This is a genomic window from uncultured Halopseudomonas sp., from assembly GCF_963977355.1.
GTDB lineage: Bacteria > Pseudomonadota > Gammaproteobacteria > Pseudomonadales > Pseudomonadaceae > Halopseudomonas.
Genome location: NZ_CAXBOV010000002.1, coordinates 81,403 through 101,449 on the forward strand (window position 1 = coordinate 81,403; position 20,047 = coordinate 101,449).

Sequence of the window (20,047 nt, forward strand, 5' to 3'; positions counted from 1 at the left end):
AAGCAAAACGTGTTGTGCTGGCAAATAAGCCATGCCCTGAAATCCTGTTCGATCGGCAATAAAGAGCGGCAGCTTAACGCAAATACAGATCCACACACGAGTACACGCTGCTCAGCCTGTGACCGGCGTCATGTGTTGTATTCTGTGTGCCTTACAGGAATCTCTACTAGACCAGCAAAGGATCAGAACCTTTAATGTGCATCTAGCTCATCATTACCACCGACTACCAGGAAAATGCCATGAAGGCTCATGTTGGAATAGCTATTGTTGTTCTGGCCCTCTCAGGTTGTGCAGCTCCGGATAATCCGAAGCCACAACCAGCGATGCCATTGGATATGACCGCGAGCACGGTAAGTCCGGTCTATCGAGCTGAGGTAAGGGTCATCAATGGAAAATATGTTTTGTTCAGGCAGGCCCCGGGCAGCCGTGCACTCGTAAGACTTCTAGAGTCGCCCCGAATGATTGACTCTGCTGAGGTATCGCCTGACGGAAAATTTACAACTTACATCTCCTACGAAGATATTGGCCCCAAGCTGTTTGTGCAGAACAACTTCGCGGGAAGAAGAGGTTCATGTGTACTGAATAACAAGAACATAAAAGCCATTTTTTCCGAGGATAGCCGAGGACTTGAGGTCACAAGTGAAGGCAAGAGTTACCAAGTCCCCCTGGACGACTCGCCCTTCGCAAAAGTCGTTTTTAGCGCGCAGGATCTCCCGGTTTGTGCGACTGATTCATGAGCATTTTGCCACCGGTAATATCTCCATGCTCACCCAGCTTTCAAGGCCGCAAGCCTACTTCCACTCGCTGGTTTTGCCTGGCGATGGCGTTCCAGTCGCCTGCCAAAAGATAACTGTCGACTATCGGATAGTCGCTACGCGGGTTGTTGCTGTCTGCCAGGCTGACTACCAGCCGAACTGGGCTGCCCTCGATCAAGGGAGTGCGACTGGCAAAGCTGGCGAAAGCGGCGGACTTGAGTTGGCCACTGCGTTGCAGTCTGATGGCCTCACTGGCAAAGCCGGTGCAGGCAGCAACTGGCAAAGAATCCGGTGCCAGGACCAGATTGCCCTGCTCGTCTTCGATCATGCAGAAGCTGCCGGCATGGGCGGTCAGATGAATGCTGCCCTGAAAGCCCCCCTGGTGCAGCATCTGCACCAGTTCGTTGATCGCGTTCAGACGCTGATCGTCGAAGGGAATGGCTCCTGGAGGAAAAAGACCTTCACGATTCAGTGACCACTCCACCGCCTTGAGCAGTGACGCATGTTCCTGGTCGCCACGACTGCGTTGCTGTGCAAGGGCCGCGAGCAGCAGTTGGCTTGGTGCAGGGGCAGTGCGTGCCTCACCAGCAACCGTCGGGGTCGCAGCCGCTGAGTCTGTATCATCGACGAGCAACAGATTTTGGCCGCCTAGCACCAATGCGGCGCCCAGCACCATTCCGCCCACAACAGCCGGCCAGCGCCGGGGTGGGGCGGGAGCCTCGGGTTCACGCACCTCTTCCAGTAAGCTGCTCATGGCCGAGTGGATGCTGGTATGCAGGCGCCTGCTCTGGGCCTCCAGGTGCGTTTGCAGCAGTTCGATCATGTGATCGTCTGTGGCTTCACGCGCCAGCGCGGCGATTTCTCTGGCTGGGCTGAAAGGTTGCGCATCGCGGGCGGGCTGGGTTGTGTTGTCCGGAGTGGGATCGAGCAGATGCAATGATCTGAGTTTGGCCACAAGATCCACGGACTGCACTTCCTTGGGCAACACGCCCACGGCGCCAAGCGCACGGGCCTGGCCCAGATACAGTTCGCCGCCTTCCTTGGAGGTGTACATCATGATCGGAATCAGTGCCGTGGCCGGATTGGCCTTGATGATGCGCACCGCCTCGAAACCATCCATGCCGGGCATCATGTGGTCCATGAAGATAGCGTGGGGCTTGTCGTGCAGCAGATACTCAAGCGCTTCCTCAGCCGATGCGGCCTCGTCCACTGCGATGCCGTGCTTGATCAGCTGGCGCTTGAGCACCAGGCGCGCCGAGCGTGAATCGTCTACGACGAGAGCGCGTTTAACGCCCATGGGGATTCCGGAGTCTGTCTAACATTGTGCCATCTGCGTTCTGTTATTTTGATTTTGGTCAGCATGATGGCTGGTCGAGGACGACCCTATGCTAGTAAGGGATTAAGACTAAAAAGAGGGCTGCAATCTATAGCCCATATGGGCTAGAGCAGGGCTGGCCGCCTGCTTCAGTAGCCAGCTGCCAGCTTTACTGCCGCACTCGTTTCACCGTCTCCGAAGGCTTTTCTCCAAATAACGCCTTGTAATCCAGCGCGAACTGTCCCGGATGCCAAAAGCCCCAGCTGGCGGCTATGACGGCAATCGAGCCGTCCTGCTGCGGCATACTCAAAGCGCGCCGCACCTGATTGAGCCGCGCGGTGCGCAGGAATTTCAGCGGGCTGATACCCAGGATACTTTCGAAGCTGTATTGCAGGGTGCGGCGGCTTACATGCGCCAGTTCGCAGAGGTCAGTCACCGTTACCAGGGTGTCCGGGTTGGCAGCAATATGCGCCTTGACCTTGTCGACCACCTGTTTGCGGTGGTTAAAACTCGGCGCGGTGTCGGTATGTGTTCGGTTTTCAGTGAACAGATCAAGCAGAGCGTTGGTTACCAGATCCTGCTGTATCTGGACGTTCAGACTTTTGTTGTGAATGACCATCTGTTCCAGTAGATAGCGCAGCTGATCCAACTGCTGCTGAGCTACAGCGAGACGAGGCGACTGCTCCAGACTGGCGAGATCGAGCATGCGACCTTCACGCTCAGCGGCGCCAAGCAGAATATCTGCTTTCACCACGATGCCGAAGATGTCAAAGGCGTTTGGCGTCATCAGTTCAAAGTCGCAATCACCGGGGCGGCACATCAGTTGATTGCTGTCCACTGACAGGCCGTTGATCCTGCAGTCCGCTGGTTGAGCGGGTATGCCCAGCCACACGGAATCCTTCCAGACATTGCACTGTTGCCGAAGGGCGCGGTTGGTGTGCTCCTTGAATAGCTGAAAGCCATCCAGCGTGACTTCGTCTATGCGCCCATAGAAACGCCCGTCGCCCAATTGGTCGTATTCCTGCTGCCAATTGGTCAGGTTGTGGGCATGCTCGTCCGCATCCTGCGCCTCGCTGGTGCTTCTTGCTGGTGCATGCTGTGCTGAAGGTGGTTGCATGGCTGTGCGTCTTTGCCCTTGCTTTGCAGATCAAATGCAGCGGAAGTGTTATGCCCACTTTGCAAGGCACTGAATTAAATAGGAAAAACAGATTTGCCAAAACTTGATAGTCCGCTGGAACGGTCGTCGCAAGCATAAGCGTAATTAATTGCTGACGTTGTGCGACGTTGCTGAATTTTAGCAGCAATATCCGTGCCTGAGATAAGACTATGAGCCAAAAATACCGATACGTACTGGGTAGTAAAACCTATCAATTTCGTGATCTGGCCGACCTGATGGCCAAGGCTACACCGTCACGCTCTGGTGACCGCCTGGCCGGTGTGATTGCCCTGTCTGCTGAAGAGCGTGCCGTGGCACAGATGACACTCGCCGATGTGCCACTCAAGACCTTTCTGAGTGAGGCGTTGGTGCCCTATGAACAGGACGAGATCACCCGCCTGATCATCGACGAGCATGATGCACTGGCGTTCGCGCCAATTGCCCACCTGACTGTCGGAGATTTTCGTAACTTTTTGCTGAGTGACCACGCAACCACTGAGGTTTTGCGTTCTCTGCGAGCCGGTATCACCCCGGAGATGGCCGCCGCGGTGAGCAAGATCATGCGCAACCAGGATCTGATCCTGATTGCCAAAAAGTGCCAGGTGACCACCGCCTTTCGCAATACCATCGGGCTGCCTGGACACTTGTCTACCCGTCTGCAACCCAATCATCCCACCGATGACGTGAATGGCATCGCCGCCAGTATTCTGGACGGGCTGCTGTATGGCAGCGGAGACGCGGTGATCGGCATCAATCCGGCTACCGACAACGTGGACCAGGCCATCAAGCTGATGCGGTTGATGGGCGATATGATCGACAGGTACGAAATTCCTACCCAGTCCTGCGTGCTGACTCACGTGACCAATACCATCGAGTGCATTGAGGCTGGAGCGCCGGTGGATCTGGTTTTCCAGTCGATTGGCGGTACCGAGGCGACCAACAGCAGCTTCGGCTTCAACCTCAATACCCTGGCCGAAGCACAGGAGGCCGCCTTGAGTCTCAAGCGTGGCAGTGTCGGCAATAACGTCATGTACTTTGAGACCGGGCAGGGTAGTGCACTATCAGCCAACGCTCATCATGGTCTCGATCAGCAAACCTGTGAGGCCCGCGCCTATGCGGTCGCACGCAAGTTCAGCCCGTTACTGATCAATACTGTGGTCGGCTTTATTGGTCCCGAGTACCTGTTTGACGGCAAGGAAGTCACCCGCGCCGGACTGGAAGACCACTTTTGCGGCAAATTGCTTGGTCTGCCGATGGGCTGTGACGTGTGTTACACCAACCACGCCGAGGCCGATCAGAATGATATGGACAACCTGCTGACCCTGCTGGGCGTAGCAGGCTGCTCCTTCGTCATGGGCATCCCCGGCTCGGACGACATCATGCTCAATTACCAGACCACGTCCTTTCATGATGCGCTCTATGTGCGCCGGGTACTCGGGGCGCGTCCCGCGCCGGAGTTCGAGCAATGGCTGGTGCGCATGCAGATCCTGCGTGATGCCGACAATCACATTCTCCACGAGAGCCTGCCGGAGCCCTTTGCCCGTGCGCTCAAGACGCTGCCTGGAGGTCGCTCATGAGCGAGTCAGATCACTCACATCGGCAACTGGGTAACGTTATAGATAACCCCTGGCGGCGTCTGCGTGAGTTCACCGATGCGCGCATAGGCCTGGGCCGCGCCGGTATCAGCCTACCGACCAGTGAACTGCTGGCTTTTCAGTTGAGCCATGCGCAAGCGCGTGACGCAGTGCATTTTCCCCTGGATGTAAGTGCATTGCGCGCGGAGCTGCAGGCACTACAGGGCATGTCCGCAGACACGCCATTGCTGCATCTGCTTAGTCAGGCCACTGACCGGGTGACCTACCTGCAACGCCCCGATCTGGGCCGCAAGCTCGATGACGCCTCACGTCAGCAGGTGGTGGCCTTGCCTGCTGCTGCCAATGCAACGCCCAGCGATCTGGCCATCGTCATTGTGGACGGCCTGTCCTCACTGGCGGTTCAGCAGAACGCCGCTCCGTTTTTGGCTGAACTGCTGCCGCTGCTGCAGAGCCAACAACAGCTCTGGAGCCTGGCACCCCTCACCGTGGTCGAGCAAGGTCGCGTGGCCATTGGTGATGACATAGGCGAGCTGATCAATGCGCGCATGGTGCTGCTGTTGATTGGTGAGCGACCGGGTCTCAGTTCGCCAGACAGTCTGGGTCTGTATCTGACCTGGAACCCTCGCTCAGGTCTTAACGATGCCGCACGTAACTGCATTTCCAATGTACGACCTGCAGGGCTGGCCTATGCCGAGGCAGCACGCCGCGTGGTCTATCTGATGAACGAAGCACGACGTTTGCAGCTCAGTGGCGTGAATTTGAAGGACCGCACCAGGGATTCTGTTTTAGAACAAGACGGCAAAAGCAGTCATTTTCTGATTGCTGATCAAGCCACTGCACCCAAGTAAAACGACTTAAAACACATCAGATTTTAAACTTGAGAAGTAGGGGATTCATCATGACGACAGACAACCAGGCATATCTTGCCAAACGGCAACTCAAGCGCGGGACGGCAGGCTGGATTTTGCTGGCGGGACTGGGCGTGTCCTATGTTATTTCCGGCGATTTTGCCGGCTGGAACTTTGGAATAGCCGAAGCGGGATGGGGTGGTTTCGCCATCGCAGCGGTATTGATGGCGTTGATGTACTTCACTTTGGTGTTGTCGCTGGCAGAAATGTCGGCAGCGATTCCAACGGCTGGCGGTGGCTATAGCTTTGCCCGTCAGGCCATGGGTCCGACCGGTGGATTTATCACGGGTCTCGCTGTTCTTATCGAGTACGCACTGGCACCGGCGGCTATCGTCATTTTTATTGGCGCGGCGGTGGAGTCCCTGCTCGGTTTCAACGGACCCTGGGTTTATGCCGTCTTCTACCTGATCTTTGTTGGCATTCATCTGGCAGGCGTGGGTGAGGCGCTTAAGGTGATGATGATCATCAGCGGTCTGGCAGTTTTTGCCATTGTTGCGACTGGCATAGCGCTCGTTATGCACTTTGATGTGGCCAACCTGTTTGACATTGCCGTCACCGATGCCGCCGGCGCCAGTACCATGCTGCCGCTGGGTTGGTATGGCGTGTGGGCTGCACTGCCCTTTGCCATGTGGTTGTTTCTGGCGGTAGAAGGCGTACCGCTGGCGGCTGAGGAAGCCAAGGATCCGGCTAAAGACGTACCCAAAGGTATCATCGGTGCCATGGTCTTTCTGCTGTTCACTGCCTTGCTGGTGGTGGTGCTGGTGCCGGCTGCAGCCGGTGCCAAGGCGATGGGTGAGAGTGCCGTGCCCCTGGTCGATGCCTTGAATGCGACGGGTAACAACAGCCTTGCGACGCTGGTTAACATATTGGGCCTGGCCGGGTTAGTGGCTTCCTTCTTCTCGATCATCTATGGCTACAGCCGTTTGGTTTTTGCCCTGTCGCGGGCGGGTTATTTGCCCAAGAGCTTGTCATTGACGACTTCTCGCAAAGTGCCAGCCCGAGCGCTGATCATACCGGGCGTATTTGGCTTTCTGGCCTCACTAAGCGGGGAGGGCGATCTCATGCTGGCTATGGCGGTGGTTGGTGCGACGGTATCCTATGCCTTGATGGCGCTCAGTCATATTCTGCTGCGTATCAAGCAACCGGACCTCGTGCGGCCCTACAAGACCCCCGGTGGCATGCTGACCTCTGGCATTGCCCTGGTACTGGCGTTGGTCGCTCTGACCGGCGTGTATGCCTTTGACCCGCGTGCCTTCTTCTACACCATGGTGCTCTTTGCCATTGGCGCAGCTTACTACTTCGGCTACAGCCGCAAGCATCTGGTGGCCAAGTCAGCGGATGAAGAGTTCGCCATGCTGGTCGACGCAGAGGCTGAGTTGGCAACGCCAGTCTGATAAATCACTAGTACGCGTTAATGTAAAAAAGGCTGCCGTTTTGGCAGCCTTTTTTATTCACTTGTGCACCAGCAATGACAAAGAACCGGTACTTGGTTGTTGACCCCATCGATCAGCATTTACGCAATGGCGGCGATCGCGAATATGCCGAGGTTAACGGGGTAGGCAGATATTTTTCATGGAGGAGATATCTATTTGCGTGTCTTCCGTGGTGGAATAGCTAATGAGCCAAACGGCATCTATCCTCTCCAAACCTCTCAGGCATCTCTGTTCCTAGAAGGATAAAAATGAACCAATCAACCATGTGGGTTCGTCGCGGTATGTGGGTGGCTGTCTGTCTCGTGGCTATGGGGTTGTCCGGGTGCAAAATCGGGAGCAGCAGCGCGGACACGCCTGCCCAGGAAGACGTCGAGTTCGTGCCTGCCGCGGACGATTTTCGCCCCGCATTCGTCCTGGCTACTGACGATGCTCCCGTGCTGAGCTCAAGCTTTCGGCAGACCATGAGCTTGCAGAGCTCGGCGAGCACGGCTTCGTCAAGTGGATGGACGCCGCAGCAGTTCCTGGACGCCTACAACGTCAATTCCGTTGTTACACCGGACAACAAGCCTCGAGGATATGGAATCAAAATAGCCATCATCACGGCGTACCACTACCCGAACCTGCAGGCCGATCTGAATACCTGGGCGAGGAAATTCAATCAGACACCGATCACCTTGAACATCATCAACCAGGCCGGCAACCGCATGAATAGCGACTGGGCTATACAGAGTAATCTCGCTGTTCAGATGGTCAATGCCGTGAGCCCGGGGGCGACTGTTTATGTCATTGAAGCTAGAACGACCAATCAGAATGATATAAAAATCGCGATACAAACCGCCGTCAGCTTGGGTGTAAACATTGTCTCGATGCCATTTGGCGCCCCTGAGTTCCCTACGGAAGGCTCCTCGGCTAAATTGTTTGCCAATACTCAAATTACGTGGATCACGGCTTCGGGCACCGGCGCTGCGCCGACCTTTCCGGCCACTTCTCCGGACGTCATCGCGGTTGGGGGCACGTCAGCCAGTTTGTCATCCAGTTCGGCACTCTCGCTTGAGACCGCCTGGGTTGATTCATCGGCGGGTATATCAGTCTATGAAAGAATGCCCAGCTACCAGATGATTCCAGCCGTCCAGAATGCCAACACCACTGCGTTCCGGTCGATGCCGGACGTGGTTTTTAACGCCGATCCGTCCAGCGGAGCCCAGGTCTATGTATCGATAGCCGGAGGGTGGTTGGTTGTAGGCGGCAACGCGGTACCGACGGCATTCTTTACGGGCGCGGTTGCCATAGCCAATCAGTTCAGGAAATCCGCTAACAAGCCTATGTTGTCCTCGATCCACACCTCCTCCAAGCCGCTTCAGAAGAGCCTCTACGCACTGATGCCTACAAACGGAGGGCCCAGCAATTCCAACGTCCTCAACGACGTTGTGGATGGCTACGCCGGAGAAGGATCCTATCCGGCAGGCCCCGGCTACGATATCGCCACAGGCCTGGGCTCGTTGGATGTGAACCAGTTTGTTAACTACATGGTCAACCAGTAGCAGTAGCCAGCGCGCGGGAACGCCCGACGGTACTCCCGGCCAGTGAACCTACACAGATAACCGGGCCAGCCAGACACAAAAGAGCCCGCCAAGGGGGCGGGCTCTAATGCAAACGCACGGGGCACTAACTAAGTGCCCCGTCGCGCTTTACTCTACCGAAGAGCGCGGTGCTACACGCTGATCGTCGTCGGAAATGGTTACTTCTACCCGACGATTCTGCGACCGGCTTGATGCCGAATCGTTGCTGGCAACAGGGTATTGCTCGCCATAGCCGACGACCTGAATGCGCCTGGAGTCAACACCAGCACGAACCAAAGCACGTTGCACTGACTCGGCGCGGCGCTGGGACAGTTGCTGGTTGTAGGAGTCGGCGCCGGTGCTGTCGGTATAGCCCTCAACCACAAGCTGACGCTCGGGATTGTCATTCAGGAAGCTGGCAAGCTTCTGCACATCGCGTACGCCTGAAGGCTTGAGCTCGGACTTGTCGACGTCGAACAGCACGTCACCCAGGGTAACGAGCGTACCGCGCTCGGTCTGCTTGGCCTCGAGCTCATTCTGTAACTTGCGAATCTGCTGCTCACGTGCCGCCAACTCCTGCTTACTCAGCTGAAGCTGCTGCTTGCTTGATTGCAGTTGTTGCTCACGTGCCGACAGCTGAGCTTCAGCGCGCTTGGCAGCGGATTGCTCCAGCTCCTTCTCTGCAGACCGCAAAGCGATAGTCTGCTCAGCCAGCTCGATGCGGCGCTGGGCAACGTAAGAGAGTTGGTCCACGCGCTCCTCGTCACCGTTCTCGTAGGCCTGGCTGGCCTTGTCCAGAGCCTGACCAGCATCTTCTGTCTCAAGTGCGGCCATCTGGCTGGCGCGGGGATCACTTTGCAGTTGGGCATATTGAGCCTCAGCCTGCTGCAGATTGCTGTTGGGCTGCGAAGCGCAGGCAGACAGGCCGATGGCCGCAGCGAGTGCGGTGGAGATAGTCGTTAATTTATTCATAACAGGTAATCCTTGGCTGAAGGCAATAGGGAAGGGGACGTCTTGATCACTCGGTGGTGCGCATACCTTCTTCGCGCAACTCCTCTATCCCCTGGTTGGCATCCTTCAGGGCCTTTTGCGTCTTGGCTGTCCGCGCCTTGCGTTCGGCAACGCGAGCATCCCACTCGGCCTGCTCAGCGAGTACGCGTGCTTCGTCATAGTTCTCTTCCTGCATTGCCATTTCGGCCTGCTTGAACTTTTCACGTGCAGAACGCATTTCCACCGGAGAGTACTCGGTAGCCTCAGCACTTACAGCGCTATTCACGGCTGATTCGGTCAGAGCGAACTGAGCTGTCGGGGGGTTACCCGCGCAACCGGCTAACAGCAGACCACCCAACGCAACGGCTGCCAGCTGGGGCAGTCGAAAACGCGATAGGGGGCTCTTGGTGGTTTTCATGTTCATGGTCAGTCTCCAATGGAAATCTTGCCTGGCGGATCAGAACTGCAGCCGCGGGCTTTTTTTGATTCATAGCCGGATCACCCGCTTTTAGAGCGGGCTTGTACAAATTTCCGGCACAAGAGCTGACCCCGTTGTTCGGCAATCGTTCAAGTTCATATGCCCGAGCTGACGATTTAGGAAGCCCACTGCCATTACCTGGGACTGCCCAGGGTTGCCCAGAACCGGTCAATTATTCCCAGCTGTTATCGCCTCTTTTCAGGTCACGCCGTGGTGGTTTTTGCGCACAGGAAGGTTTACCTTTGAGACAAGGCATTAAGCCACGCTCAGGAGCCCATGGATGGCGCGCAAACGTAGTTCATCATTCGAAGATGTTGTGGTCGTTCTGTCCCGTCTGCCCTGGTGGGCGAGCCTGCTCATCGGCGTCGTTAGTTGGTGGATTCTGAACCCCGTGGCCAACAGGCCCGTCGTTGTGCCTGCCGGTGTACAAATGCACGACATGTCCGGCGTGATGCTCAGCCAACTATGGCAAACCTTCGCCATGTTCGGCCGCTACCTTATCCCCCTCTTATGTGTTTTCGGCGCCATCGGCTCCGTGTTCGGCCGGCAGCGCCGTAAAAAGCTCCTCAACGACGTCAAAACAGCTACCCAGCCCGGCAAAACCATTGATGGCCTCAGTTGGCAGCAGTTCGAGCTGCTGATAGGCGAGACCTTTCGGCGAAAGGGCTACAGCATCACCGAAACCGGCGGCAAAGGCGCGGACGGTGGTATTGATCTGATTCTGCGCAAGGGTGGGGAAAAATACCTGGTGCAGTGCAAGCATTGGCGCTCGCTCAAGGTGGGCGTGCCCGTAGTACGCGAGTTCTTTGGGGCCATGGCCGCCGAGGGGGCGGCCGGTGGCTACGTGGTGACCTCAGGCCAATTCACCAGCGAAGCAAAAGCCTTCGCCAGCGGCCGGAATATTGAGTTGATTGATGGTGCTGGACTTAAAGGCTGGATAGCGCAGCAACGCACTACCAGAACAGCAACAGTGGAAATAAAACCGCCGTTAGTAGTGCCGACCATGACGCCCGTCGCCAACCAGGAGCCGGTTTGCCCAGTGTGCAGCGCAGCCATGGTCAGGCGACTGGCCAAGCGTGGCGTTAATGCGGGTAACGCTTTTTGGGGCTGTTCCCGGTATCCAGGTTGCAAGGGGACGGTAAGCGGTTGAAGTTAGATGAGCGAAGAAATGCTCATCTGAATCCCATTGCGGGAACCACAATACAATGCAGAAGTGGAAGTCATATGAAAAATGAAGGCCAACTAATATATCCGTTTGAAATTTCATGTTTTAGGAAAGCTCAGCTTAGCCATGAGGTGAAGCGGAGTGCTTTGCTCGATACAATCGAGCTTAAATTTGAAACCGGTTCAAAAATAGTAATTGTGAACGGTGATGAAGGGATGGGGAAGTCAACCCTACTCAGCCAGTTTGCTGAAAGGCATATAGAGAAAACAATTGGCATATTTATAGATGTGATTAATAAGCAGTCATATGCCGAAGATAATATCATCACGGATATCTATAGGCAGATATATTTTTATGTAAATGGGTATGAAGCAAATATTAATCACGATGTTGAAATAAAGTCTCTAAGCAAGCTTATGTATAATCTCGACGCATCGCTAAAGAGGAGCGGAGCGAAAGCATTTATCGTTATTGATGGGCTGACCGAGATACCTTCTCAAGACCAATATATAGTAAAAACAATAATTGACTTAATGCCTTTGGCTGCTAGTTCTATAAGATTTCTTTTCTCTGCAGGTAACGACATACTAGAAAAAAGTCTTAGAAAAACACAGTTCACAAAGATAGAAATATTATTGTTTAATGAACACGAGGCCGCAGAACTACTACCTGATCTAAGCTTGCAACAAATTCGAGATATTATGGGGGTGTTTAAGGGTATTCCTGCAAGTCTGGAAACAATACGAAGACTGGTCCAAGATGGAATGCCTCCAGAACAGATTCTGCAAGAATATAGTTCTGGATCGCCTAATGTTGATCTATTCGAAGCGGAATGGAATAGATGTCAAGATATATTAGATAAGAATGAGACGCTGATGGGGCTGCTTGCCTTTTCAGTCCACCCATTAAAGACTAATCAAGCGGCTGAGATACTAGAGAGAAGTGAAGAGCAAGTGCTGGAAGTGGTTGCAGAGATTGCATTTCTTGAAATCGTAAACGACTCTGTACGATTTGCCTCAAACGGGGTTAAATTATTTGCGCAGTCAAAGCTTAACCATTTAGAAAAGGTGTCTCTAAAAAAAATAGTGTCTAACTACGAGTTGAACGCGAGCGACTCTTCAACAATTATCGAAATCACGTCATATCACGAAAAACTAAACGATTATCCGGCAATTCTGTCACAGTTGTCCAATAATAACATTAAAACCTTGTTTGGAAGCTCGCATAGTATTAATGAAGCTATAAAACAGATAAAAATTGGTAGAACCGCTGCAAAAGAGCTAAATTCGGAATCGGAGATGTTAAGGCTTTCACATGCAGAGTCTGCCTTATCCGGACTAAGAACGCCCTCTCATCTCAGTAGTGAGTTGTTGTGCTACCTGAAGGAAGATGACTACGAATCAGCTGTAGGTCTTGTGTCCGCCTCCAAAATACTTGAAGAAAGGCTGCAGCTCCTTGCGACGATCGCTTCATATCAGAAAAAAAATATGGATAGTGTGGATCCTGAGATTGAACGTAGGGTCCTAGAAGATTACAAAAAAATTGATCCTGTTCATTTAGGTGTTGAGCAAATCACTGATCTCGCAAGTGAGTTGTTCCCTGCGTTTCCAGAAATGGCTTTGGACCTTATAAATAATATCGACCCACTTAGTAAGGGCGGAAGTAATAAAGCAGATTATGCATTCTTTCGTTTATCAATAGAAGCAATAAAAAAAGACGACGGGTCAGTCGACTTGCTAGTCGAAAACATGGAGAGTTTAGAGGAGACAAAGCGCGACGCTTTGAGTATGTTAAGTTTGTTTAAAAAAGGTACTCCAGCCGAGAAAATTATTTCTAGGCTTGAGAAGTTTGAAGAGCCGGGCGATGCAATATATATTTTAAGGAACTGGATAAAGGCTTTTCCTTCTGATGCTGGCGCTTTTAAATTATGTGAGAAAGTGTTGTCACTCATAATATCCACAAGTGACTACCACCCAACAGCTTCGCTTTATGCTGATATTTTTAGGTCTTTAAGGCATATGAGTAAAGTTGAAGGTAAAATAATTTTAGGTAAAATTGAGCCACACTTGCATGATATAAAGAAAACGGGTCCCACTATTGACTATGTGCGATTGATTGCAAACATAATAATTTTTGAAGAGAAGTTTGCGCTCAATGCCTCCCGAGTTCTTGAGCTTTCAGATTTTATAGAAAACAACATTGGTGATGAGTCAATTAAATTGTCAGCAATGACACTCATTTCAGGATTGCAAAGAAAAAGTGAAGCGTTGAAGAAAATTGGATGCTCCACTAAACAAAAAAACGAAATTTTCGAAAAACTGATTAATGAGTCTAGTGATCATATCTATTCTATAAAAGACGCGCTTTCCAGGGAGGCTGCGATATCTATAGATAATGCGTTTAGTTGGGCTGCCAAATTGAATACTCGTGCGCGCAGAGATCTTGCTCAGATGCTGGTAATAAAAAGAGTTTGTAGAGCCAAAACCAGTGCAAGCATAGATCGATTGGCTCAGGAATCCAGGAAAATTAAAACTCCAGCATTCCAGAACGAAGCAGTTTATGCTTTGCTTGAATACTGTAGCACGATGGATGATTTGAGTAAGTCTGATATAGTTCGACTTATAAAGCTCAGAAATAAAATTAGAAATAACTACGTGCTCTGCGAGTTAAATTCGTTATTATTACTTGCTATAGCTAGAACTTCCGTTAATTGTGAGGCGCAAGTTACCAGTATTAAACAGGATCTTAGAAATTCGTGGAAGGGTATAGACGGGGATTGGTTGAGAATTGAAATGGCTTATTCAATACACAATTTACTCTTAAGCAACTACTCAGATATTGCAAAAGAATATCGAAAACTTGCCTTGGACCTTAATGCTATCAGCGCGACCCGAAGCCAAAACATTATTGATACGCAGGTCTATTCTTCAGATCTGGCGATTAGGGCGTTCAAATTTATATGCGACCAAAAACTCGACACCTCGGACCAGCTTAATCAACTGCTAAGCATAATAAATTCTATCTCTGGCTCAATTCCGCGTTTGAAACAGCTGTCTCGGCTGGCTTCAGTCCTTTTTCTTTCCGGAAAGTCGCATGAGTTCAGTAATGTCCTAGAAGAACATCTTTTGCCAGATTTAGACAGACTAGGCGAGCAATATTCAAGAGAGCTCTCGTTGGGATTCTATTGGTCAGCCCCCGTAGTGTTTCTTTACAGTAAAGAGATTTTTGTAAGAAAGCTCCAAGTATTGCAGGACGACACAGAAATTCACGATGAATCTCTGCGCGCAACACAACGATTTCTACTGAATAAATGTATCGCCGGAGACCCGTTTGATCCGGTCAAGAATCACAAGTATAAAATATCATCTAAAGAACTTGAGCAGCATATCTTTATAGCTAAAACACTTAAAGAAGATGGCAAAATCTGGGAGAGTGTAAAAAAAATAATAGATATTATAGTGCGCGCTAACGCCAGCCAAATATACACCCGACCCCAGTTGAACGAAGTGTCGGCAATGCTCGACCACATATTGAGCGAAAGGTTAGGTCATCAGGATTTCATAACACATGAAGGTTATATAATTTGTTGCGAAGCGTACAAGCTGAAATTAAATAATAATAAAATTGAAACTAATTGGATTGCACTGATCAAACGCACTGCCCAAATCCCCTCCCGCTCAGATCAGGTTTTTATTATTGGACAAATTATCGAAGCTATGCCCTCAAGTTTATTGGCTTTGAAGAAGCAGATACTTAAACAAGCTGTTAGTGTTACTGATTCTTTGACTTGCGGTATTGAGAAACTAGCCCGATACGATTATTTAGTGAATATTGGGGTTGAGTTTGATAAGCCTTTTGTAAAGGATTTCGTCAGGCGTGCGGTCCTGATGTCCACTGCCGAAAATACTGAAGATTATGAGTACAGGCGGCGGAGCTTAATTGATACGCTCTATTCTATGGACAAGGATTTTGCCGCTGGTTTATCCGCGGTAGTAGATGGGGATCCAGCTCGGAAACGAATAATTGAAAAAAATATAGAGAAGAAAAAAGCTGAAAAATTGGAGCGTGAGGAATTCGATATTTCTAGTATTGATATAAGAGATCAAAATTTGTCTTCAAAATATCCAACGCTTACCTGGAGCCTTTTGGGGAAGCTTAATGCTGAAAACCATGCTCCAGAAAAAAGAGCTAACTTTTTAAAGTTTGTCGACAATGCAGCGTATTATGATTTTGATAATTCTTACCCATTGTTAAGTTATTATATACATGCTATCGGGCGTCAATGCAGCAACCAAAAAACCACCTCTCAAAAGATGATTCCTATTTTTAACTCTCTTGTAAATGGGGCTGTTCTTTTCTATAATTTGTGTGTTCATGAGGAAAAAGATGCTCCTTCGGCAGATATCAATAACGCTCAGATTGTGTTCGGTGCTGGAGAGATAGCGGAAGTTAAGAGTTTTGTTCAATCTTGGGTTTCAAGTCTTGAGAAAAGCGAGCTGACTGTAATTGACCCATATTTTGATCTAGAGGCTTTTGATTTTATCGCAGAAGCAATTAGTAAAGATCCCAACTTCAATATAACCATTTTGACGAATTATTCAAAAATACGTTCACTCGGCATCACAAGCGAAGGAGGGGCTGCTGATGTAGGCGATGTGTTTCGTTCATACTGGGATACTAATATTTGCTCTGATTCCATGCCGTTTATCAATTTCATATTCTGCGGAGTGCCATCTTTGAATAACGAAATGCCGATCCATGATAGATGGATATTGTCAGGGAAGGAAGGTCTTCATCTTGGAGGCTCCATCAATGGTTTCAATGGTCATAGGATTTCAACGATCTCTAAGTTGCGTCATGAACAGGTTATTGCGGTTATGAATAAAGTTGAAGGTTATCTGAATACTTCTCAAAAGCTGTACAGCCAGGAAAGGATCAAATATCAGTCGTTTTCAATTTAGATCGGAAGCTGGAAGAAATTGGGGTCAGATGAGCATTTCTCTTAATGCTCATCTGACCCCATTTACGTCCAAGGTGGCGAGCCCTTTTTTAGGCAAGACTCAAGGTTTGTCTGGCTCAGGGCAGCACAAGCTTTCCAGACTCGCGGTGCAACTGGCGTAGCCGCGTACCCAGTTCGCTGATATTGAAAAGAAGCTTAGGGTCAAAGAAGCTGAGCGCAATAGCCGAGGGTCAGGTCTTGTTTTTTGCCTAAGCTTTGTCTTTGAATAATCTCGTCAATCTGGCGTGGACCTGCCTACCCGCGAGCCCCAGCGAACAACCCCGTCGTTTTTTAAGATCTAAACAAATTGGGGTCAGATGGGCATTTCTCTTAATTTTCATCTGACCCCATTTACCCGCCATTTACCCGACCGGAAAGCACTACACCCTTTACGTGACCCCATTTACGCTGACTAAGACACAACCTGGTAAATTCTGATAGTTTGCGCTTGGCATTTCGAACCGTCGTGTTGGATATTGGAGTAGCGCATGTCAGTTATTGAGTTGTTAAAAAAACGTATTTCCACTCGTGCGTTTCTCGATTCTCCTGTAGAGCAAGACACGGTCAGGGCGTTACTGGATGCCGCGCGTTGGTCACCCTCCGGCGGCAATGTGCAGCCGTGGAAGGTAATCGTTGTGAGCGGCGAAGCGCGTTCCGAGGTAACTAAACGGGCGACTGCTGCCTTAGCTCGAAATCCACAGGGCGAGGCGGGTGATTATCCGATTTATCCTGAAGGATTACATGAGCCCTATCGCTCGCGTCGATTCCAGATGGGCGAAGACATGTATGCAATTATGGGTATTGCCCGCGAGGACAAGGCTAAACGCTTTCAGGCGCTCGCACGCAATTTCGAGTTTTTCGGTGCTCCGGTGGGCATTTTTATGGTTATCGATCGTGCGATGGGGCACGGTCAGTGGGCGCACATGGGTATGTTCATGCAGTCGCTAGCTTTGGCCGCGGAGGAAATGGGCCTGGCGACATGCATGCAGGAAGCCTGGGCCATGGTGCGTGATACCTTGCATGAGCATTTCGAGCTGCCATCCAATGAAATGCTGTATTGCGGCATTGCCCTGGGTTGTGCCGACAGGGAGGCACCCGTCAACGGGCTGCGCACGCGTCGAGCAACCGTCGGGGAGTTTGCCGATTTTCGGGGCTTCCAGCGCGAAGACTGATTGATCGTACCAGGCTGGTTTTGGTGTCGGGAAAACGGGGTCAGATGAGCATTTCTCTTAATGCTTATCTGACTCTATTTAAATCCAAGGTGGCGAGCTCTTTTTCAGACAAGACTCAAGGTTTGTCTGGCTCAGGGCAGTACAAGCTTTCCAGACTCGCGGTGCAACTGGCGCAGCCGCGCACCCAGTTCGCTGATATTGCGCTGGGTTGCTTCCACTGCCCTGCGATGCTCTGCGCTGATCATCTCAAGCGCGCGCTCATCCACCAATACCGATAGTCCGTGTAGTCCCTGCTGACGCTCTTCAGTGAGCTGCTTAAGCTGCTGTCTTTCCTGGCGCTGCGGCAGGCCATAGCCAGTCTTGAGCAGTTCTGCGGGACGGCTGAGAAAGCCGCTTTCGCGCAGTAGCTGGCTCAGGAGTTCACCGGTTTCATTCAGGGCGGCATCGTCCATGCGCTGCACGGATACATAGCGCTCCTTGAGCTCATGCTGAATCAAGGCAATCTGGCGTCTTAAAGCTGCTTGCTCAAGCAGCAGCAGGGCCGCCGTTACGCGGTAGTCGGCCTGCTCGAACCAGTCATTTCGCTTTTGCGGCGTCAACGTCAGCCACTCCTCTACGTTCTGCTGCGGTAGATTCAAACCCTCGCGCGCTGCGTTGAACATCAACTGATAGCGCTCACGGTAAGAGTCGAAATAGTAGCCCTGACGCATGGCTTGGGCACGATCCTGCAGGACCGACTCGTCGAGCAGGTCAGCGTGCCCGAGCAGTGCTCTCAGCCCGGTTGGCGTGACCGTCTCCATAGCGCGAATATCGAGGCGGTCGGTACCGCTGCGCAGCAGCTTCAGGGTTTCTACCGCACAGTTGTTGCTGACGAAGTAGTAGGTGCCATCGTAGTTCCAGTGCATCTCGGCGGCGCGACGCACCAGGCTGATCTGCTGCTCAGCGGTCAAGCGCAGTGGCAGCGACTGCAAGGATCTGAACTCGACCTTGGTGTATTCATCCACCACCTGTTTCAGCGGCAGCATGAACAACCGAGACGGATAGACGCCGGTCAGCCCATCCCAGCTGGATATCTGCAGATCATCGACGAAGGCGCGGAACGACAACACCAGGTGATGCTCAATATCCATCAGACACTCTGGCCCCAACGGCCTGCCAGGCGCGCACATGACAACCCGAAGCATGCTGTGACCCCAGCGGCTGACCAATGCTCCCTCTGGCTCGGCCAGCAGGTAATGCACCTGATAGATACGCGCCTCGTCGAGCTGCCCCAACACTGGTTGGTCTACATCCAACCCACCATTGAGATAAGACAAACCCGGAGCACAGTCGGCTGTGGCGCTTGGCGCCCAGCCAAAATGCTCGGAAAAATAGTCGTGTAACCCCGGCCGTCGGCATCGGTATTGCGGGTCGAGCAGGAAATACTCGAGATTGACTGCAACAAACTCGCGTGGGTTGCTCAGTTCATAGGCATCCGGCGTGCGCAGGTATTGATCATTCTGCTGTTCTACCTCGCCGCGGCCACCTATACGTGCGGGCCAACCGGCGAGCTCAAGTAATCTGGGGTCGTCGCTCAGAGTAAAGCGTCGCTGGGACTGGCCTTGGCACTCCACTGGCAGGCCAACCGGGCCGAGACTGCTGCGTTGCCTGGCACATGTGCGTAACAAGCCACGCTCGTGCGCAGGCCAGAACTGGCCTCGGTCGTAAAAATGCGCAAGCTCGTGTACCAGTGTGGCTTGCAGTTCCCGTTGCAGGGTGGCGTGCTGCCGTCCAGCGGGCAGGGTTTGATCCTCCCCCTGCACCAGCGCATCGAGCCAACGCTGATTCAGGAGTATTTGACCATCATAGCGAGCCCGTCCCATGACGCTATGCGCCAGTCTGGAAGACCAGCGTAGAACGATCTCACGGTCGAGTTCTGAAACCAACTGGGGGGGCAGGGCCTTGAGCGCTGCTTCAAGCAACTGCTCGCTAGCCTGGCGCTGCTCAGGGCTAAGCTCGGCCTGCTCCAGTTTCACATTCAAGGCCGAATGAGCAGGAGCAGCCCAGATCAGCGATGCCAGACAGAGGACAATCGCGATCACGGCTACGCCCCGCTCAAGAGCGGGGCGTATATCAAGACGCAATGGGAATGGCGCCCTGAAAAGACTGGGCGTTCAGGACTGCGATCACAGGGCCAGAATAGCCTCTGCCAGTTGCATATCAGTGGCTTGGAGCTCAGGCATCTGGTGACGAATGTGGCCCAGCGCCGCCTCCAGGTTAACGCCGCGTACTTGACCGTCACTACCGACGAAGCTGGCAGCGTCATCCCGGGCATCCAATACGACCTTGTTCGAGCCAAATGTAGATGCAGTGCTGTCACCCAGGGCTTCAGCTATATCGACCAGAACGTTGCCTACCGCATTGGTGGTGCCAATAAAGCTGGAGGCGGAAGCCATTGCAGAAAAACCAACCAAACCAGCAGCAAGGATTATAGAGCGAATCTTCATGAAAACTCCTAGAGAGAGACCAGGCCCAAGGGCATG

The 20,047-nt window shown here is 52.2% G+C and carries 14 protein-coding genes; 8 read left to right on the plus strand and 6 right to left on the minus strand.

Annotated features, from left to right (window positions below; all coding sequences use genetic code 11):
• Positions 1-239: 239 nt before the first annotated feature.
• Complete coding sequence (locus AAC076_RS01445) at positions 240-737, plus strand: hypothetical protein (protein WP_339842574.1); 498 nt, start codon at positions 240-242, stop codon at positions 735-737.
• Positions 738-777: 40 nt separating this feature from the next.
• Here AAC076_RS01445 and AAC076_RS01450 read toward each other — a convergent pair whose 3' ends face one another.
• Both AAC076_RS01450 and AAC076_RS01455 read right to left on the minus strand, forming a co-directional pair.
• A complete protein-coding gene (locus AAC076_RS01450; protein WP_339842575.1) occupies positions 778-2,052 on the minus strand; it encodes a response regulator in 1,275 nt (424 codons plus the stop codon).
• Positions 2,053-2,239: 187 nt separating this feature from the next.
• Complete coding sequence (locus tag AAC076_RS01455) at positions 2,240-3,187, minus strand: helix-turn-helix domain-containing protein (protein ID WP_339842576.1); 948 nt, start codon at positions 3,185-3,187, stop codon at positions 2,240-2,242.
• Positions 3,188-3,396: 209 nt separating this feature from the next.
• Here AAC076_RS01455 and AAC076_RS01460 point away from each other — a divergent pair, with 209 nt between their 5' ends.
• From AAC076_RS01460 to AAC076_RS01475, 4 genes are all read left to right on the plus strand, one after another.
• Positions 3,397-4,803, plus strand: coding sequence for an ethanolamine ammonia-lyase subunit EutB (locus AAC076_RS01460; RefSeq protein ID WP_339842577.1), 1,407 nt, complete (start codon positions 3,397-3,399; stop codon positions 4,801-4,803).
• Positions 4,800-5,669: an ethanolamine ammonia-lyase subunit EutC gene (gene eutC, locus AAC076_RS01465; RefSeq protein ID WP_339842578.1), complete on the plus strand. Its 870-nt coding sequence runs from the start codon at positions 4,800-4,802 to the stop codon at positions 5,667-5,669. Before AAC076_RS01460 ends, eutC begins: the two co-directional genes overlap by 4 nt.
• Positions 5,670-5,719: 50 nt before the next feature.
• Complete coding sequence (gene eat, locus AAC076_RS01470) at positions 5,720-7,123, plus strand: ethanolamine permease (RefSeq protein ID WP_339842579.1); 1,404 nt, start codon at positions 5,720-5,722, stop codon at positions 7,121-7,123.
• 287 nt (positions 7,124-7,410) lie between these two features.
• On the plus strand, positions 7,411-8,703 hold the full coding sequence (locus tag AAC076_RS01475) for a hypothetical protein (RefSeq protein ID WP_339842580.1): 1,293 nt from the start codon (positions 7,411-7,413) through the stop codon (positions 8,701-8,703).
• Positions 8,704-8,850: 147 nt separating this feature from the next.
• Here the strand turns inward: AAC076_RS01475 and AAC076_RS01480 are convergent, their stop codons facing one another.
• Positions 8,851-9,693: an OmpA family protein gene (locus tag AAC076_RS01480; protein ID WP_339842581.1), complete on the minus strand. Its 843-nt coding sequence runs from the start codon at positions 9,691-9,693 to the stop codon at positions 8,851-8,853.
• 46 nt (positions 9,694-9,739) lie between these two features.
• Positions 9,740-10,135, minus strand: a complete 396-nt coding sequence (locus AAC076_RS01485) for a DUF4398 domain-containing protein (RefSeq protein ID WP_339842582.1) — start codon at positions 10,133-10,135, stop codon at positions 9,740-9,742.
• 334 nt (positions 10,136-10,469) lie between these two features.
• Here AAC076_RS01485 and AAC076_RS01490 point away from each other — a divergent pair, with 334 nt between their 5' ends.
• The 3 genes from AAC076_RS01490 to AAC076_RS01500 all read left to right on the plus strand — a co-directional run bounded on the left by AAC076_RS01490 (position 10,470) and on the right by AAC076_RS01500 (position 17,525).
• Positions 10,470-11,339: a restriction endonuclease gene (locus AAC076_RS01490; protein WP_339842583.1), complete on the plus strand. Its 870-nt coding sequence runs from the start codon at positions 10,470-10,472 to the stop codon at positions 11,337-11,339.
• 74 nt (positions 11,340-11,413) lie between these two features.
• The gene (locus tag AAC076_RS01495; RefSeq protein WP_339842584.1) at positions 11,414-16,315 is read left to right on the plus strand and encodes a hypothetical protein; all 4,902 of its coding nucleotides are present in this window, start codon (positions 11,414-11,416) and stop codon (positions 16,313-16,315) included.
• A 526-nt stretch (positions 16,316-16,841) separates the two neighbouring features.
• Entirely contained in the window at positions 16,842-17,525 is a 684-nt protein-coding gene (locus AAC076_RS01500; protein WP_339842585.1) for a nitroreductase, read from the plus strand.
• Between the two features lie 131 nt (positions 17,526-17,656).
• On the opposite strand, the gene AAC076_RS01505 is transcribed toward AAC076_RS01500, so the two are convergent.
• Both AAC076_RS01505 and AAC076_RS01510 read right to left on the minus strand, forming a co-directional pair.
• Positions 17,657-19,606 carry a DUF4105 domain-containing protein gene (locus AAC076_RS01505; protein WP_339842646.1) on the minus strand — a complete coding sequence of 650 codons (1,950 nt, stop codon included), beginning with the start codon at positions 19,604-19,606 and terminating at the stop codon, positions 17,657-17,659.
• 84 nt (positions 19,607-19,690) lie between these two features.
• Positions 19,691-20,011: a DUF2388 domain-containing protein gene (locus AAC076_RS01510; protein WP_339842586.1), complete on the minus strand. Its 321-nt coding sequence runs from the start codon at positions 20,009-20,011 to the stop codon at positions 19,691-19,693.
• Positions 20,012-20,047: the final 36 nt, after the last annotated feature.

Excerpts from the sequence above, each read along its gene's own strand:
- AAC076_RS01500 (WP_339842585.1), top strand. The coding sequence starts at position 16,842 with ATGTCAGTTATTGAGTTGTTAAAAAAACGTATTTCCACTCGTGCGTTT.
- AAC076_RS01460 (WP_339842577.1), top strand. The coding sequence starts at position 3,397 with ATGAGCCAAAAATACCGATACGTACTGGGTAGTAAAACCTATCAATTT.
- AAC076_RS01490 (WP_339842583.1), top strand. The coding sequence starts at position 10,470 with ATGGCGCGCAAACGTAGTTCATCATTCGAAGATGTTGTGGTCGTTCTG.
- AAC076_RS01475 (WP_339842580.1), top strand. The coding sequence starts at position 7,411 with ATGAACCAATCAACCATGTGGGTTCGTCGCGGTATGTGGGTGGCTGTC.
- eat (WP_339842579.1), top strand. The coding sequence starts at position 5,720 with ATGACGACAGACAACCAGGCATATCTTGCCAAACGGCAACTCAAGCGC.
- AAC076_RS01480 (WP_339842581.1), bottom strand. The coding sequence starts at position 9,693 with ATGAATAAATTAACGACTATCTCCACCGCACTCGCTGCGGCCATCGGC.
- AAC076_RS01450 (WP_339842575.1), bottom strand. The coding sequence starts at position 2,052 with ATGGGCGTTAAACGCGCTCTCGTCGTAGACGATTCACGCTCGGCGCGC.
- AAC076_RS01495 (WP_339842584.1), top strand. The coding sequence starts at position 11,414 with ATGAAAAATGAAGGCCAACTAATATATCCGTTTGAAATTTCATGTTTT.
- eutC (WP_339842578.1), top strand. The coding sequence starts at position 4,800 with ATGAGCGAGTCAGATCACTCACATCGGCAACTGGGTAACGTTATAGAT.
- AAC076_RS01510 (WP_339842586.1), bottom strand. The coding sequence starts at position 20,011 with ATGAAGATTCGCTCTATAATCCTTGCTGCTGGTTTGGTTGGTTTTTCT.
- AAC076_RS01455 (WP_339842576.1), bottom strand. The coding sequence starts at position 3,187 with ATGCAACCACCTTCAGCACAGCATGCACCAGCAAGAAGCACCAGCGAG.
- AAC076_RS01485 (WP_339842582.1), bottom strand. The coding sequence starts at position 10,135 with ATGAACATGAAAACCACCAAGAGCCCCCTATCGCGTTTTCGACTGCCC.
- AAC076_RS01445 (WP_339842574.1), top strand. The coding sequence starts at position 240 with ATGAAGGCTCATGTTGGAATAGCTATTGTTGTTCTGGCCCTCTCAGGT.